The 13787-nt window shown below is 61.5% G+C and carries 11 protein-coding genes and 1 pseudogene; 4 read left to right on the forward strand and 8 right to left on the reverse strand.

Annotated elements, in window-relative coordinates:
- Positions 1-120: 120 nt before the first annotated feature.
- Entirely contained in the window at positions 121-1122 is a 1002-nt protein-coding gene (locus GA0004734_RS20260) for an ABC transporter substrate-binding protein (RefSeq protein WP_092937378.1), read from the reverse strand.
- 368 nt (positions 1123-1490) lie between these two features.
- Positions 1491-2120, reverse strand: coding sequence for a TetR/AcrR family transcriptional regulator (locus GA0004734_RS20265; RefSeq protein ID WP_092937381.1), 630 nt, complete (start codon positions 2118-2120; stop codon positions 1491-1493).
- Between the two features lie 125 nt (positions 2121-2245).
- Between GA0004734_RS20265 and GA0004734_RS20270 the strand changes: the two genes are divergently transcribed.
- Positions 2246-4297, forward strand: coding sequence for an NADH:flavin oxidoreductase (locus tag GA0004734_RS20270; RefSeq protein ID WP_092937383.1), 2052 nt, complete (start codon positions 2246-2248; stop codon positions 4295-4297).
- Positions 4298-4465: 168 nt separating this feature from the next.
- Positions 4466-4666 carry a hypothetical protein gene (locus GA0004734_RS20275; RefSeq protein ID WP_092938224.1) on the forward strand — a complete coding sequence of 67 codons (201 nt, stop codon included), beginning with the start codon at positions 4466-4468 and terminating at the stop codon, positions 4664-4666.
- A 218-nt stretch (positions 4667-4884) separates the two neighbouring features.
- Here the strand turns inward: GA0004734_RS20275 and GA0004734_RS20280 are convergent, their stop codons facing one another.
- Positions 4885-5916: a LacI family DNA-binding transcriptional regulator gene (locus GA0004734_RS20280; RefSeq protein ID WP_092938226.1), complete on the reverse strand. Its 1032-nt coding sequence runs from the start codon at positions 5914-5916 to the stop codon at positions 4885-4887.
- 200 nt (positions 5917-6116) lie between these two features.
- Between GA0004734_RS20280 and GA0004734_RS26120 the strand changes: the two are divergent.
- Both GA0004734_RS26120 and GA0004734_RS20290 read left to right on the forward strand, forming a co-directional pair.
- Positions 6117-6670, forward strand: a pseudogene (locus GA0004734_RS26120) (xylose isomerase); the annotation flags it as partial.
- A gap of 374 nt (positions 6671-7044) precedes the next feature.
- Complete coding sequence (locus GA0004734_RS20290) at positions 7045-8046, forward strand: NADP-dependent oxidoreductase (RefSeq protein ID WP_092937385.1); 1002 nt, start codon at positions 7045-7047, stop codon at positions 8044-8046.
- A 580-nt stretch (positions 8047-8626) separates the two neighbouring features.
- Here GA0004734_RS20290 and atzF read toward each other — a convergent pair.
- Genes atzF through GA0004734_RS20315 form a run of 5 tightly spaced genes read right to left on the reverse strand, consistent with a single transcriptional unit; the run spans position 8627 to position 13785 of the window.
- The gene (gene atzF / locus GA0004734_RS20295) at positions 8627-10483 is read right to left on the reverse strand and encodes an allophanate hydrolase (RefSeq protein ID WP_092937387.1); all 1857 of its coding nucleotides are present in this window, start codon (positions 10481-10483) and stop codon (positions 8627-8629) included.
- Positions 10484-10493: 10 nt separating this feature from the next.
- On the reverse strand, positions 10494-11129 hold the full coding sequence (locus GA0004734_RS20300; protein ID WP_092937389.1) for a cysteine hydrolase family protein: 636 nt from the start codon (positions 11127-11129) through the stop codon (positions 10494-10496).
- The gene (locus GA0004734_RS20305) at positions 11122-11808 is read right to left on the reverse strand and encodes a cysteine hydrolase family protein (protein ID WP_092937391.1); all 687 of its coding nucleotides are present in this window, start codon (positions 11806-11808) and stop codon (positions 11122-11124) included. Before GA0004734_RS20305 ends, GA0004734_RS20300 begins: the two co-directional genes overlap by 8 nt.
- Positions 11805-12953, reverse strand: a complete 1149-nt coding sequence (locus GA0004734_RS20310) for an ABC transporter ATP-binding protein (RefSeq protein ID WP_092937393.1) — start codon at positions 12951-12953, stop codon at positions 11805-11807. Before GA0004734_RS20310 ends, GA0004734_RS20305 begins: the two co-directional genes overlap by 4 nt.
- A 10-nt stretch (positions 12954-12963) precedes the next feature.
- Positions 12964-13785 (reverse strand): carbohydrate ABC transporter permease, encoded by an 822-nt coding sequence (locus tag GA0004734_RS20315; protein WP_092937395.1) that lies wholly within the window; start codon positions 13783-13785, stop codon positions 12964-12966.
- Between the last annotated feature and the right edge of the window lie 2 nt (positions 13786-13787).

A 13787-nucleotide genomic window follows, 5' to 3' on the forward strand; every position in this document is an offset into this window, starting at 1 on the left:
GTGCGACGTCTTTTTCTTCTTCTGACGGCAAGCGGAGGGCGGCGCTGGCCGGCACAACACCCGGAAGAGGTGAAGTGCCGGCCAGCGCCACCTTAAAGGACAAGGCTCAAAGGACGGGGCTCAGAGCGCCGCTTCGATCTTTGCAGCCGCATCGGCCGAAACCCACTTGGTCCAGATCTCCTTGTTTTCCTTCAGGAAGTGCTTGGCACCATCTTCGCCGCTCGCCTGGTTGTCGGTCATCCAGGCCATCAGCTTGCCGATCGTCTCGTTGCTCCAAGAGCGCTTTTCGAGATAGCTCATGACCTCGGGGCCGGCCTTCTCCGAGAAGGGCTTGGCGACCAGCGTGACGATGGTGTCTACCGGCCAAGCGTTCGGCTTGGGGTCCGGGCAATCGGCAACCGTGTTGCAACGCTTCCATTCGGCCGCATCCGCATCGACGCCGGCCTCCAGCTTCACCATCGGATACTTACCGAGCAGGGCCGTCGGCGCCCAGTAGTAGGCGGCAAAGCCCTTTTCACGCTCGTAAGCCTTGGCAATCGCGCCGTCGAGGCCGGCGGCCGAGCCAGTATCGACCAGCGTGAAGTTTGCCTTCTCGCCATCATACGCCTTGAAGAGCTGCGTCGTCACAACGGTGCCGCCCCAGCCCTGCGGACCGTTGAGCACGGCGCCCTTGCTCGGGTCTTCCTCGTTCGGGAAAAGCTCGGGATGCTTCAGCAGGTCGGGAATGGTCTTGATATCGGGATGCTTGTCGGCAAGATATTTCGGGATCCACCAGCCCTGGTTGCCGCCATCCGGCAGAGGCGAGCCGACCTTGACGATGCGGCCCTCTTCCACGCCCTTGGCGACGACGTCCGGCAGCAGGTCCACCCAGGCTTCGGGCGCGATATCGGGCTGCCCCTTTTCGGCCATAGAAGTGATGGTGGGAACGGTGTCGCCGACCGTGATCTCAGCCTGACAGCCATAGCCTTCGTTGAGGATCAGCTTGTCAAGATTGGAGATCACCTCCGCGCTCTGCCAGTTCATGCTGGCAATGGTGACTGTGCCGCACTCGGCAGCGCTGGCGGCCGATATGCCTGCGAAAAGGCCCATCGTCAGGCAGCTCGAAGCAAGTAGTTTCTTCATTGTCGTTCCCCTTTGTTTTTAGCGGCAAGGCGTGAAAAGCGGGGCGCCGCGAATACCCGCTTCATGGGCTCTGAAGGACAGTCTCCTCATCCTCGATGATGGCTGCAGGCCGCGTTTGCGGTGCGAAAATCTTGCCCTCCGCATAGGCTGAGCCTTACGGAGGTTGTGTGATTGTGGCGGATGGGTTGGACGATCGACATCCCTGTCGCGCCATTCCAAGGCGCGATTAGACGGGCCTGTCGAGAGAGGACGGGCCGAGCACGCCGGCAAAGGCTGGACGCGTGGGTTGGCGCGTGCCGCGATATCGAAGGGTTGCCGTGCATTTACCATCCGGCCGATAGTCGATGTCGCGACAGCCGCCATTCCCGCTATTCCTGCCTGTAGCCGTGGCGGGCATAGAAGCGGTCGAGCTCCCGTTGCTGCGGGTCTTGTCCCGTAAAGATCGAGATGTAATGCGGTATCCGTTTCATCCGCAGCGCCACATCCTCCCGGGCCTGCATGGAAATATAGCCGATCTGCACGAGATAGGTCGTGCGCGCCCTGACATCCGCGGTGACCGCGTCATGGCCGAAGCGCAGGAACATCCGGGCGAGCGCGTCCATCCGCGCCGCATCCGCGCGCTGCACCTCTGCCTCGATCTCGGGTGATTGCAGCGCCCAGCTGCGCACGGCGAACTCGAACCGGGCATCGAACAGGACAGTGTCGATCCAGCAATCGAACACGTTCAGCATGGCTTCCACCAGTGTCTCCGCGTAAGCCTCGGATTGCCGGACGATGTTGCCGGTGTTCGTATCGCGCCAGCGGGCAATCAGCGCATCCAGCAGCGCCTCGCGATCCTTGAAGAACCAGTAGAAGCTGGTGCGCGACAGGCCGAGCCGCTTGGCAAGCGGGAGGATCTTCACCGAGTCCACGCCAGATTCCAGCAGCGAGGCGTAAGCGGCATCGAACCACCCCTCGTAAGACCCTCGCCAGCCGCTGTCGTTCACCGCCTGCTCCATACTATTAAGTCTTACCAAACACCATCACAGCAGACAAGCGGAATGTACACCCTTGTTTTTAATGTTGACACTCCTGTACATTTCTCGTTAGCCTCCCGCGCATCCCACCTATCGGAGCTTACGGCATGTCCAGCGATCCCCTCCTGCAGCCCTATAGGCTGAAGCACCTGACCCTTCGCAACCGCATCATCGTGACATCGCACGAGCCGGCCTATCCCGAAGACGGTATGCCGAAGGCACGTTATCGCGCCTATACGGTTGAGCGGGCGAAGGGCGGCGTCGCGCTGACCATGACGGCGGGCTCTGCGGCCGTATCGAAGGACAGCCCGCCGGTGTTCAACAACCTGCTCGCCTACAAAGACGAGATCGTGCCCTACGTCCGCGAAATGACGGATGCCGTGCATGAGGAAGGTGCGGCCATCATGATCCAACTCACCCATCTCGGCCGGCGCACGCGCTGGGACAAGGGCGACTGGCTGCCCGTCATCGCCCCGTCGCACCAGCGGGAGGCCGCCCATCGCGCCTTCCCGAAGAAGCTCGAGGACTGGGACATCGCCCGCGTGATCGCCGACTTCGCCGATGCGGCCGAGCGCATGAAGGCGGGCGGCATGGATGGCGTCGAACTGGAAGCCTATGGCCACCTCATCGACCAGTTCACCTCGCCCGTGACCAACGAACTCGACGGCCCCTATGGCGGCGCCTCGCTCGACAATCGCCTGCGCTTCTGTCTCGACGTGTTCAGGGCCATGCGCGACCGGGTGGGCGACGATTTCATTCTTGGCGTACGTTATACGGCCGACGAGTGTCTTCCCGGCGGCACGGGACAGGCCGAGGGCATGGAGATCTCCCGCCGCCTGCGCGACAGCGGCCTCATCGACTATCTCAACGTCATTCGTGGCCATATCGATACCGATCCGGGCCTCACCGACGTCATACCCATACAAGGCATGGCCAATTCCCCCCATCTCGATTTCGCCGGCGAGATCCGCGCGGCGACCAACTTTCCGACCTTCCACGCCGCCAAGATCCCGGACGTCGCCACCGCGCGTCACGCGATCGCAAGCGGCAAGGTGGACATGGTCGGCATGACGCGAGCGCACATGACCGATCCCCATATCGTGCGCAAGATCATGGAGAAGCGCGAGGAGGATATCCGCCCCTGCGTCGGCGCCAATTACTGTCTCGACAGGATCTACCAGGGCGGCATGGCCTTCTGCATCCACAATGCCGCGACGGGCCGTGAGGAGACCATGCCGCACGCGATCCCGAAGGCGGAAACCAAGCGCCGGATCGTCATCATCGGCGCCGGTCCCGCAGGACTGGAGGCCGCCCGTGTCTCGGCCGAGCGCGGCCATTCGGTCGTCGTCTTCGAGGCGGCGAACCATGCCGGCGGGCAGATCCGCCTGACCGCGCAGAGCGAGCGCCGCCGCGAGATGATGAGCATCATCGACTGGCGCATGGGCCAGTGCGAAAAGCATGGCGTTACCTTCCATTTCAACAGCTGGGCGGATGCGGACACGATCGCGACGGAGAACCCCGACGTCGTCATCATCGCCACCGGCGGCCTGCCGCACACGGATGTGCTGACCACCGGCAACGATCTCGTGGTCTCCTCCTGGGACATCATCTCCGGCGATGTGAAGCCGGGCGCCAACGTGTTGGTCTTCGACGACGCCGGTGACCATGCCGGCCTCCAGGCCGCCGAGATCATCGCGAAAACGGGCGCCAAGGTCGAGATCATGACGCCGGACCGCGCCTTTGCGCCGGAGGTCATGGCGATGAACCTCGTGCCATACATGCGCTCTCTTCAGGCGCTCGATGCCACCTTCACCGTCACCTACAGGCTGCAATCCGCCGAGCGGCGCGGCAACGAAATCGTCGCTCATGTCGGCAGCGACTACGGCGGTGATCTAAGCCCCGGGGCGAAGGAGCGCACCGTTGACCAGATCGTCGTCAACCACGGCACCATCCCGCTTGACGACCTCTATTTCGACCTTCGCCCCGCCTCAACGAACCTCGGCGAAGTCGCCTACGACGCCCTCATTGCCGGCCATCCCCAGACAGTCACCCGCAACCCCTCAGGCACCTACCAGCTCTTCCGCATCGGCGACGCCGTGGCGGCGCGCAATACGCATGCGGCGATCTATGATGCGCTGCGGCTCGCGAAGGATTTGTGAGGGGTGTCTGGCCCGAGTTAAAGCGACCGGCTTTGAGATAGACGACGGCATCTTTCCGTTTGCCTTCGATGCGAGCTTTGCGCGAAAATACGGTCATTGCAGCGGCATGAACGAAAAGCTATGCGTGGCGGCGTACATGAGCCAAGGACAAACAAGATGATCAAGATCATGGTCTTGCTACACAGCGCCGAAGGTCTGGATTGGCAGGCTCCCCCAAAAGGGACAAGCCTGAAGACGTTGAGCGAAGCCGAGGAGCAAGGCTTTATCCACATTCGTGGGGAATACCAGAAACGACAGTTCCGCCTGTCCGAGCTGGGATACAAACACGTCGAACACGACAAAAAGCGCCTTCAAGCGCGCAAGCTCTGAGCCGAACGGGCCGCCCCGAAGCGTTGACGAAGCGGTGGGAGAAGCCTGCCTTTTTCGTGACAGTATCCTATCCCACGCCTTCACCACCATCAGCCTTTCTCCTTGCTGTGCGTCAGCAAGACTTCACCCGTCATTCGCCGATCTTGTCAAATATGCACGGAATGTAAGTCAGACCCTTTGTTCCATGCCTAATCACATCCATGGCGCGACTGCGGCTGCTACTCTTGCTCGATACGCGGGCGGGCCATGCTTTCCCGCAGGATCAGCTTGCTCGGAATGACCTTACGTCGTTCAATCGACGTCTCCGCGCCTTCGATGCAGGTGAGCAGCAGCGCTACCGCGGCTTCGCCCATTTCGGTGACGGGCTGCTCGATCGTAGAAAGCGGTGGCGAGCAGAATTCGCAGACGGGCGAACCGTCGAAGGAGACGATCGAGAGATCGCCCGGAATCCTGAAGCCCAAACCCTGCACCCGGCTCATGAAGGAGATGGCCATGTCGTCACTGGTCGCGATGACGGCCGTCGGTTTCTCGGCAAGCTCGACGAAATCTTTCACAGCTTCCAGACCGATCTGAAAGCCCTGCTGATAGTCCAGGTTTCCACCGGAGCGGACGACCGCATTCTCAGGCATCCCGGCCGCGTCGAGTGCCTTGAGGACACCCCCGAAGCGCTCGACATCATGATAACTCCCCTCAGGTCTGGCGAGATACAGAAACCGCTTGTGACCCAGCCCGATCAGTTCAGCTGTCACGTCTCTCACCGCCTCGTGGTCATTGGTTACGACGCTCGGCAGACCGGCATCGCTCATATCGAGGAGCATAGACACGATCGGCAGGCCGGCGCTTGCGAGCGACCGGCCATCCACTTCGGGCGATTTGGACGACAGAATGATCGCCCCGCGGACCGCACCGCCGAAGGGCAGATCGAGGATGTGTCGTTCGGAACCCGCGCCACGGTCAAGGTTTGCAATCATGAGATTGTAACCGCTCTGGATAAGCGCCTTGTTGATGCTCTGCAATATCTGTGGAATGACCTGTGAGGCGCCATAATAGAGCGAGCCCGGCAGGACGATCATAATGGTGTTGGACTTGCCGATACGGAGACCGCGCGCCATGGCGTTCGGCGGATAGCCCAGCTGCCTGGCGGCGGCATCGATCTTGGCATGCGTCTTCTCGTTCACCCGCCCGGGATTGGCGAGTGCACGGCTGACGGTCGAGATAGCGACCCCGGCAAGCTTCGCCACCTCGGACATCAGTGTGCCAGCCGGCTCCTCTCCGATCATAGCTCTGTTTCTATTGACTTTTCCTCACTCCACCCAGCGAACTGCATGACATTTCCCAACCGGAATCCAGTATAGCAAACGTTTGCCATTTAAAGGGCGTTTACATTTTATGGCTGCTGATGCGAGCGACGATCTCGCCAGCCAGAAGCCGTGTCGAGAGAGGACTGGCAATGGCGACTGCAGAAAGACTCCGCTTCGGCGTCGATCTCGTGACCTTCTTTGATCCGGGCTTCTGGAACGACGAAACCTGTGACGACATTACCAAGCACGCACGCAGCGAACCGCGCGCCTTTGGAACAAGATTCTCGACAGCGCCCAGGCTTCCGGCGTAACCGGCGTCGAGCTGACATTCTCCCCCTTCAACTGGCAGGACGCCGTTCAGACCTTCGGTTCTGTCGAAGCCTTCGCCGGAGAACTTTCCAAACGAAACCTGACGCTCTGCAGCGGCTTTTTTGCGGAACTGGAAGCCGCCGGCAATTTTACCGAGGCTGGCGCGCAGGATGCGATCGTCGCCAAGGCGGAGAAATATGCCGATTTTCTCAAGGCGTGCGGCAGCGACATCATGGTCATCGGCGCGCCATTGCGTCAGACGCTCGGCGCTGAGCCCGTTCAATTCCATGACTTCGACCGCGCCAAGGTCATCGCCGATTTTCTCAATCGGCTCGGGGCAACCCTCTACGCCCGCGGCGTGCGGCTGGCTCTGCACACTGACGCGCATTCGATTTTGGAGGAGACGCGCGGCATGTATGCCGAACAGTCCCGCACGCTCGTGCTTCTGCTTGCCGATGCGCTTCCGGCGAACGTCGAGGCGAAATACGACCTGGCAAGTGCGATTTTTGCCACTCTGATCGGGACGCTCCAGCTGGCGCGCGCGGTCGATAGTGAGACCTCGGACCGTATTTTGCAGGCCGGAAAGAACGCCATACACGCCTTGGCCGGCCTTCCACACGCACCGGCGTCCTCATCTTGAAACACACACGGGCGGTTGTCATGCCGTCGAATGACGGCATGATCGCCCTCGACCCATCGTGAACCTTTGCAGCTGCGCGGCGACATCGAAACCTTGCCGGCAGCGAACCAACAGACCGGAGATGTCCAGTGAAAGCCTTTGTCGTCGAGAAGTACAAGAAGAACGGCCCGCTGCGCCTTGCCGAACGGCCGGAACCGCAGGTTGAAAACGGCGACGTTCTCGTGCGCATCCATGCCACATCCGTCAATCCGCTCGATTCCAAGCTCAGGGACGGCGCCTTCAAGATCTTCCTGCCGTATCGTCCGCCCTTCGTGCTTGGCCATGACGTCGCCGGGACCGTCGTCAAGGTCGGCTCAAGCGTCAGCCGCGTCAAGGTCGGCGACGAGATCTATGCCCGGCCGCGCGATCACCGCATCGGCACGTTCGCCGAATTCATCGCCATCCATCAGGACGATGTCGCGCTCAAACCCCGCACGCTGACGATGGAAGACGCCTCGTCCATCCCGCTGGTCGCGCTGACGGCGTGGCAGGCCCTGGTCGATGTCGCCAAGGTGAAGCCCGGCCAGAAGGTCTTCATTCAGGCGGGCTCGGGCGGCGTCGGCACGATCGCGATCCAGCTTGCCAAGCATCTCGGCGCGACGGTCGCCACGACCACGAGTGCCAAAAACGCCGCTCTCGTCAAAAGCCTCGGCGCGGATGTGGTCATCGACTACAAGAGCCAGGACTTCGAAAAGGTCCTCTCCGGCTACGATGTCGTCCTGAACAGCCAGGATGCAAAGACGCTTGCCAAATCCCTGACCGTCCTGAAGCCGGGCGGCCACCTCATCTCCATTTCTGGCCCGCCGGACCCGGCCTTTGCCGACGCTCTCGGCGTGAACCCGCTGCTCAAGCTCGTCATTCGCCTGCTCAGCCGCAGCGCACGCAGCAAAGCAAAGAGCCTGGGCCTGCGCTACTCCTTCCTGTTCATGCGCGCCGATGGGCGGCAACTGGAAGAGATCGCCGGGTTGATCGATAGCGGCGCAATCCGTCCTGTGGTGGACAGGATATTCCCCTTCAACCAGACGCCCGAGGCGCTGGCCTATGTCGAGACGGGGCGCTCCAAGGGCAAGGTCGTCATCAAGGTGGAATAAGAACAGTGGGTGGCATTTGAAAGACTGCCCCGCCGAACCAAGCGTCGCCCAGACAAACGATGCCCGGCTTCGGCGGAAAACCCTCGATCTCGTTCGGGCTGTCGTCAGCTCGAATTCCACGAACGAGGACGACCGTCTGCGCGACGCCGCCGAGGAACATGGCTTCGGGTTGATGAGGCCGGAAGCCCTATAACTGCGATATATGCTTCGTCAGGAAAGCAGCCGAACGGACGATGCCGCCGTCTCCAACTCCGTCAGCCTTGATTGCCCAAACGGCCCTACCGAACGTGAGTCGCAAGCAGAGACTTCCGCCAGGGAAAAGGCTGAAACCGGACAATCCCCGCGGCTTTCATGGGGAAGAGCCGGCCTCAACCTGACCGGAGTTTTGCGCGTTCAAACTGCTCTGATCCTTAAAAACTGGAGGGAAGTTGGGGCTCAGGTCACATAATCTGTGCCCGGAGCTTCTCAGAACACCTCGACTTGACAGGATGTCGGCAGTTCAGCATTCCTGCCTCTCCCCGTGACTTGCTGATCGTCAGCCGCAAGCCGTGAAAAGCCATTCGACCATGGTTTAACGGCATCACCGCGCAACACCGAAGCTACGCTCGCTGGCTCCGCCTGCCATATAGTTGCGCCAACCACCCCAATCACTAATGTCCGGCTGCCCTGTGGTTGCAGCTGCCTCGCACAAGAATCCGGTGACCGTCGAACCATCGGCGAGGGAAAGCTTGCCGACACCGAGCGGTGCAGGAATGCGTCCGATGAAATCTCCAAATCCGGATAGCGGAAGCGCCCAGACCTCGACGGCAACGGATACACCATCATTGGCGACGCGGATAAGGCCAGGTTTTGGCGGCACCGTGCCCATCAGGGCAAACAGGCGGTAGTCCCGCGTGGTAACGGCTGTACGCCGGAAGATACCGCCGCGCTCCTTCACTTCACCGTTGAGCGGCATGCCGGAGAGATGTGCGCCGACAACGGCAATCTCCCGATAATCCTCCGGCAATGCCGGCTCCTCGGCATGCGGATAGGGGTTTGCAAATTTCGCAAGAGTGAGGCCGGTTGCCTTGTGGAAGGCGGCTGCGATCCCGGCGGCGCGCGCTTCCTCGAACCCGGGCGCAAGGAAGGTAACGCCCAGCGGCAGACCATCCTTGCGAAAGCCATTTGGCACGGCAATGCCGCACAGGCCCATCAGATTGACGAAGTTGGTATAAATGCCAAGGTTGCTGTTAAGCTGGATCGGGTTCGCGGCGATCTCGTCCTTCGTATAGATCGTCGGCGTTGTCGGCACCATCATCACGGCAATATCCTGCCAGACGGCGCGCGTGTCGCGTTTAAGTTCGGCGATGCGATGAATGGCCGCGAAGGTGTCGCGTGCGGAAAAATTGCCGGAGCGCGACAGGATCTGTCGTGTCACGGGGTGGATCGCCTCGCCATAGGTGGCGAGCACGCTGTCAAGGCTCAGCGCGCGCTCGGATATCCATGGTCCCTCATAAAGAATGCGTTGCGTCTCCTCGAACGGCGTAAAGTCGATCTCGACCTTTTCGCCGCCCATGGCGATCAGCCGCGCGATGGCTTCGTTGAACAGACGTTCGGCTTCCGCATCACCGAAGAAACGGAGTGCCGCACCGGCAGGCACGCCGAAGCGGAAATGCGGTGGCGGAGCGACAGGGGTCAGCGGCACCGCGTCGGCTTCCGGCTTGGAGAACGGGTAGGATGGATCGTAGCCTGCGATGAGATCCAGAACCTTCATCCCGTCTTCGACCGTCAACGAAAAGACCGACAGCGTCTCGATGGTCTTGACGCAACCGCCGCCGGAGACGCAGGCATTGCTGACAAGCCCCGGCGTCGGCTTGATACCGACGATATTGTTGAAGCCGGCCGGGACGCGGCCGGAGCCAGCGGCATCGTTGGCGATCGAAAAGCTGCAAAGCCCGGCGGCAACGGAGACGCCGGAGCCGGAGCTGGAACCGCCGGAGATGAAACGGTCGTCGAAAACCGAGGAGCAAGCACCGTAAGGCGAGCGCATGCCGACGAGACCGATCCCGAACTGGTCCATGTTGGTCTTGCCGATCAGGAGCGCGCCGGCATCGAAGATCCGGTCGAGCGCCTGGCCGCTGGAGGTGGCGACATAGGCGCCTTCCTTCAGGGCATTGGTGGTCGGCAGGCCGACGATGTCGTTGCAGTCCTTCACCGAGAAAGGAATGCCCCACAGCGGACGTTCGTCATATCCCCGCGCTTCCAGCTCTCTGGCAGCGGCAAGCGCCTTCTCGCGCGAAACGAGGTGAATCCAGACATGGTCTTCGCCGCGGGCGGCGATGCGATCGTAGATGGCATTGATCACGCGGGTCGGCGTCAACGCGCCGCTGGCGTAACCCTTCGTCAGTGCAGTGAGATCGAGGCTACCGGTAGCATCGGACCAAGGCATTGCGGACATGATTGTGCTCCTAAAACGTGCTGAGTGCCGAATGAATGTCGGCTGACATGGCGACGGTGCCGAAGAGACCGTTGCCGAAGGTCGTGATACGAAGCTGGGCCTCGTGACGCGCCTGGGACGTCCCTTTGCAAGCATCCGCAACGGCGAGACATTCGAAACCCATGTCGTTCGCCGCGCGCTGGGTCGCATGCACGAGACCTTCCGTGGGCAGCCCCGTGACGAGAAGATTGCGGATGCCACGTTGGCGCAACGTTTCTTCAAGGCCCGTGCGGAAGAAGGCATTGTCCCCGGCGCAATCGACAAGAATGGCCTCCGACGGGAGCCCGATGCGCGCGCTCAGCGCCCAGCCGGCGCTGTCGCGTTCGGGAATGGGGTCGCCGAGACGGCGCCTGCGAGCGGCGATCGGACGTTCCTCGGGGCCGTAGCCACGACGGGCGGCGACGATCGTCAGGCCCGCAGCGGAGGTGGCCTCGAGCAGGCCCAGTGCTACGGAGAGCTCGGCTTCCGCGTCCAGCATATCGACCGGCGCCTGTTGAAAGCCCAGCAGCAACAATGCGGTATCTTTGGCCGACCATGTGCCATCGAAGGGCCAGGAATATGGTCTGGCCGGGATCGGGTCGAAACGTGTCGTGCTCACATCAACCATCGGCCTTCTCCAGCATATCGCGAAACGCCACGCGGTTGGAGACACCGCCCCATCGCCCGCCGTAAGCCTTCAGGATTTCAAGGGTCGCCGCGTGGTTGGGACCCTCAACGGCCGCCGTGCAATCTTCGAGCAGGACGCATTCGATGCCGTGTTCGTAAGCATCGCGAACGGTCGACTGGACGCAGCAATCGGACGTCACCCCGGCGACCACCAGCCGGGAGATGCCCCGGTTCTCCAGTTCCGCAGCAAGGTCCGTACGGTGGAAGGACGATTTTCCAGGCTTGTTGATGATGCATTCGCCCGGTTGTGGCGCGAGTTCCGGGATGATCTGCCAGCCGGGTTCGTCGTGAACAAGAATGCGCCCGTTCCTGCCGCTGTCGCCAATGCCAAGACCGTGTACGCGCGTGCGCCATTGCTTGTTGGCATTCAGATCGGACAGATCGCCCACATGGCCCTCGCGCGTATGAATGACGGCGATGCCGGCGGCGCGTGCAGCCTCCAGCGCTTCGCCGATCGGGCCGATCACCGCGCGGGTATTGGAAACATCTTCCCCAAGCTGGTCGATCCAGCCTCCGGGGGCGCAGAAATCGATCTGCATGTCGATAATGATCAGCGCCATACGCGCCTTGTCGCTCGGACCACCGAGCGGCCAGAAATCCCCGTTCTCCATCGTGCTCATAAGGCTGCTCCGGTTTCCGGATCGAAGAAGAGAACGAGCGACGGGTCGACGGTAAACGCGACCGCATCGCCGCGCGAGATGCGGTGGCTGCTGTCGACCATTGCCTTCAGCTTGGGCGCGGTCTTCATCAGGTCGCGCTCGTCCTCCACCATGTCGGCGTGACCGATCGCGATGCCGTGGCCATCCATATGAAGAAGCAGTGTCGCGCCGAGATCTTCGACAAAGCTTGCTTGGGCGGAGAGAATGCCTGTCGAATCCGACTGCGGCACGATTTTCAGATGTTCCGGTCTGATTCCAAGAATGACCTTCCCGCCGATACGCGGCGACAGGCGGTCGCCGGAAGTGCCGAGCGGCAGGAGGTAATCACCGCAAGAGACTGCGGGATGGCCATCCTGCGAGACCACCGCAGCCTCCATGAAGTTGATCGGCGGCGAGCCGATGAAGCTCGCGACAAACATGTTGGCCGGGTTGTCGTAAAGACGGCGTGGCGTATCCAGCTGCTGGATCGTGCCCTTGTTCATGACGGCGACGCGGTGGCCCATCGTCATAGCCTCCACCTGATCGTGCGTCACATAGACGGTGGTGACGGCCGTCATCCGCTGCAGACGCGATATCTCCGCCCGCATCTGAGCCCGCAGACGGGCATCGAGGTTGGAGAGCGGCTCGTCCATCAAAAAGGCGTTCGGGGAGCGGATCAGGGCACGCCCCATCGCAACGCGTTGACGCTGACCGCCGGAGAGCCGCGCCGGCTTCCGGTCCATGAACTCCGTCAACTCCAGAAGATCAGCGGTTTCCCGGACTTTCTTCGCAATCACGTCGGCGTTGACGCGGCGCACCCTCAGACCGAAGGCGATGTTTTCGGCGACTGTCAGGTGCGGGTAGAGCGCATAGGACTGGAACACCATTGCGATATCCCGGTCTCGTGGCGCCTGATCATTGGCGACGGTCTCGTTGATCCTGAGCGTGCCGCCGGAAATATCTTCCAGCCCTGCAATCATGCGCAAGGCCGTGGTCTTGCCACAACCCGAAGGCCCCACAAGCACGATGAACTCGCCGTCCTTGATCTTCAGATTGAAATTCACGAGGGCGGCGGCCTTGCCGCCGGGATAGGTTTTCGAAACGTTTTCAAACGAAATTTGCGCCATGCTGTCAGTCCTACTGTACGCCGTTTGTCGCGCCCTGAACGAAATAGCGGTTCATGAACAGCGCCATCAGGACAATCGGGATCGTTGAAAAATGCGCGAGCGCACCGAGCGTGCCCCAGGTGATATCCTTGGTGCCGTAGGCCGTCAGCAAGGCGACCGATATCGGCTTGGAGTCGAGCGTGGTCAGGAACATGGGATGCAGGAAGTCATTCCACGAGAACATCATGCAGAACAGGGCGCAGGCGATGATGCCGGAGCGAACGGCGGGCACCGCGACCTTGAGGAAAGCCCCCATCTGCGTGCAGCCATCGGTGAGGGCTGCCTCCTCCATGTCCGGCGGCAGGGACTTGAAGTAGGAGAACATCATCCATGTCACGAAAGCGCAGTTGAGCATCGTGTTGAAAACGATGACGGCCCACCATGTGCCCAGCAGCCCTACGTCGCGCATCAGCAGATAGAACGGAATCAGCGCCGCAATCGCCGGGATCATGCGGATTGCCAGAAAGAAATAGGCGAACCCGGCCGAGAAGCGGGACTTCGAGCGCGCCAGCGCATAACCTGCGGGAACGCCGAGGATCAGCGACAACACCGTGGTGCCGATGCTGATCACCAGCGACGAGCGCACGAGAGAAACCACGTCGAAGATGGCGAAGGCCTGTCGGAACTGGTCGAGCGTGGGCTCGAACAACAGCCGGGGCGGAGCCGAGAAGATCTGGTTCGATGGCTTGTAGGCCGTGGAAATCAGCCAGAAGACCGGCAGCAGGAAGACGATCGTGATGATGAGGACGGTCGTTCTTTCGAGGATGACGCGACGCGTCGAAACATTGGCCATCA

This window comes from Rhizobium sp. 9140, from assembly GCF_900067135.1.
Lineage (GTDB): Bacteria > Pseudomonadota > Alphaproteobacteria > Rhizobiales > Rhizobiaceae > Ferranicluibacter.

What these genes read in the sequence shown, in the direction of transcription:
- GA0004734_RS20315 (WP_092937395.1), bottom strand. Translation starts at nt 13,785, where the DNA reads ATGGCCAATGTTTCGACGCGTCGCGTCATCCTCGAAAGAACGACCGTC.
- GA0004734_RS20310 (WP_092937393.1), bottom strand. Translation starts at nt 12,953, where the DNA reads ATGGCGCAAATTTCGTTTGAAAACGTTTCGAAAACCTATCCCGGCGGC.
- GA0004734_RS20280 (WP_092938226.1), bottom strand. Translation starts at nt 5,916, where the DNA reads ATGTCCGAGGTGGCGAAGCTTGCCGGGGTCGCTATCTCGACCGTCAGC.
- GA0004734_RS20265 (WP_092937381.1), bottom strand. Translation starts at nt 2,120, where the DNA reads ATGGAGCAGGCGGTGAACGACAGCGGCTGGCGAGGGTCTTACGAGGGG.
- GA0004734_RS20275 (WP_092938224.1), top strand. Translation starts at nt 4,466, where the DNA reads ATGGTCTTGCTACACAGCGCCGAAGGTCTGGATTGGCAGGCTCCCCCA.
- atzF (WP_092937387.1), bottom strand. Translation starts at nt 10,483, where the DNA reads ATGTCCGCAATGCCTTGGTCCGATGCTACCGGTAGCCTCGATCTCACT.
- GA0004734_RS20300 (WP_092937389.1), bottom strand. Translation starts at nt 11,129, where the DNA reads ATGGTTGATGTGAGCACGACACGTTTCGACCCGATCCCGGCCAGACCA.
- GA0004734_RS20260 (WP_092937378.1), bottom strand. Translation starts at nt 1,122, where the DNA reads ATGAAGAAACTACTTGCTTCGAGCTGCCTGACGATGGGCCTTTTCGCA.
- GA0004734_RS20270 (WP_092937383.1), top strand. Translation starts at nt 2,246, where the DNA reads ATGTCCAGCGATCCCCTCCTGCAGCCCTATAGGCTGAAGCACCTGACC.
- GA0004734_RS20305 (WP_092937391.1), bottom strand. Translation starts at nt 11,808, where the DNA reads ATGAGCACGATGGAGAACGGGGATTTCTGGCCGCTCGGTGGTCCGAGC.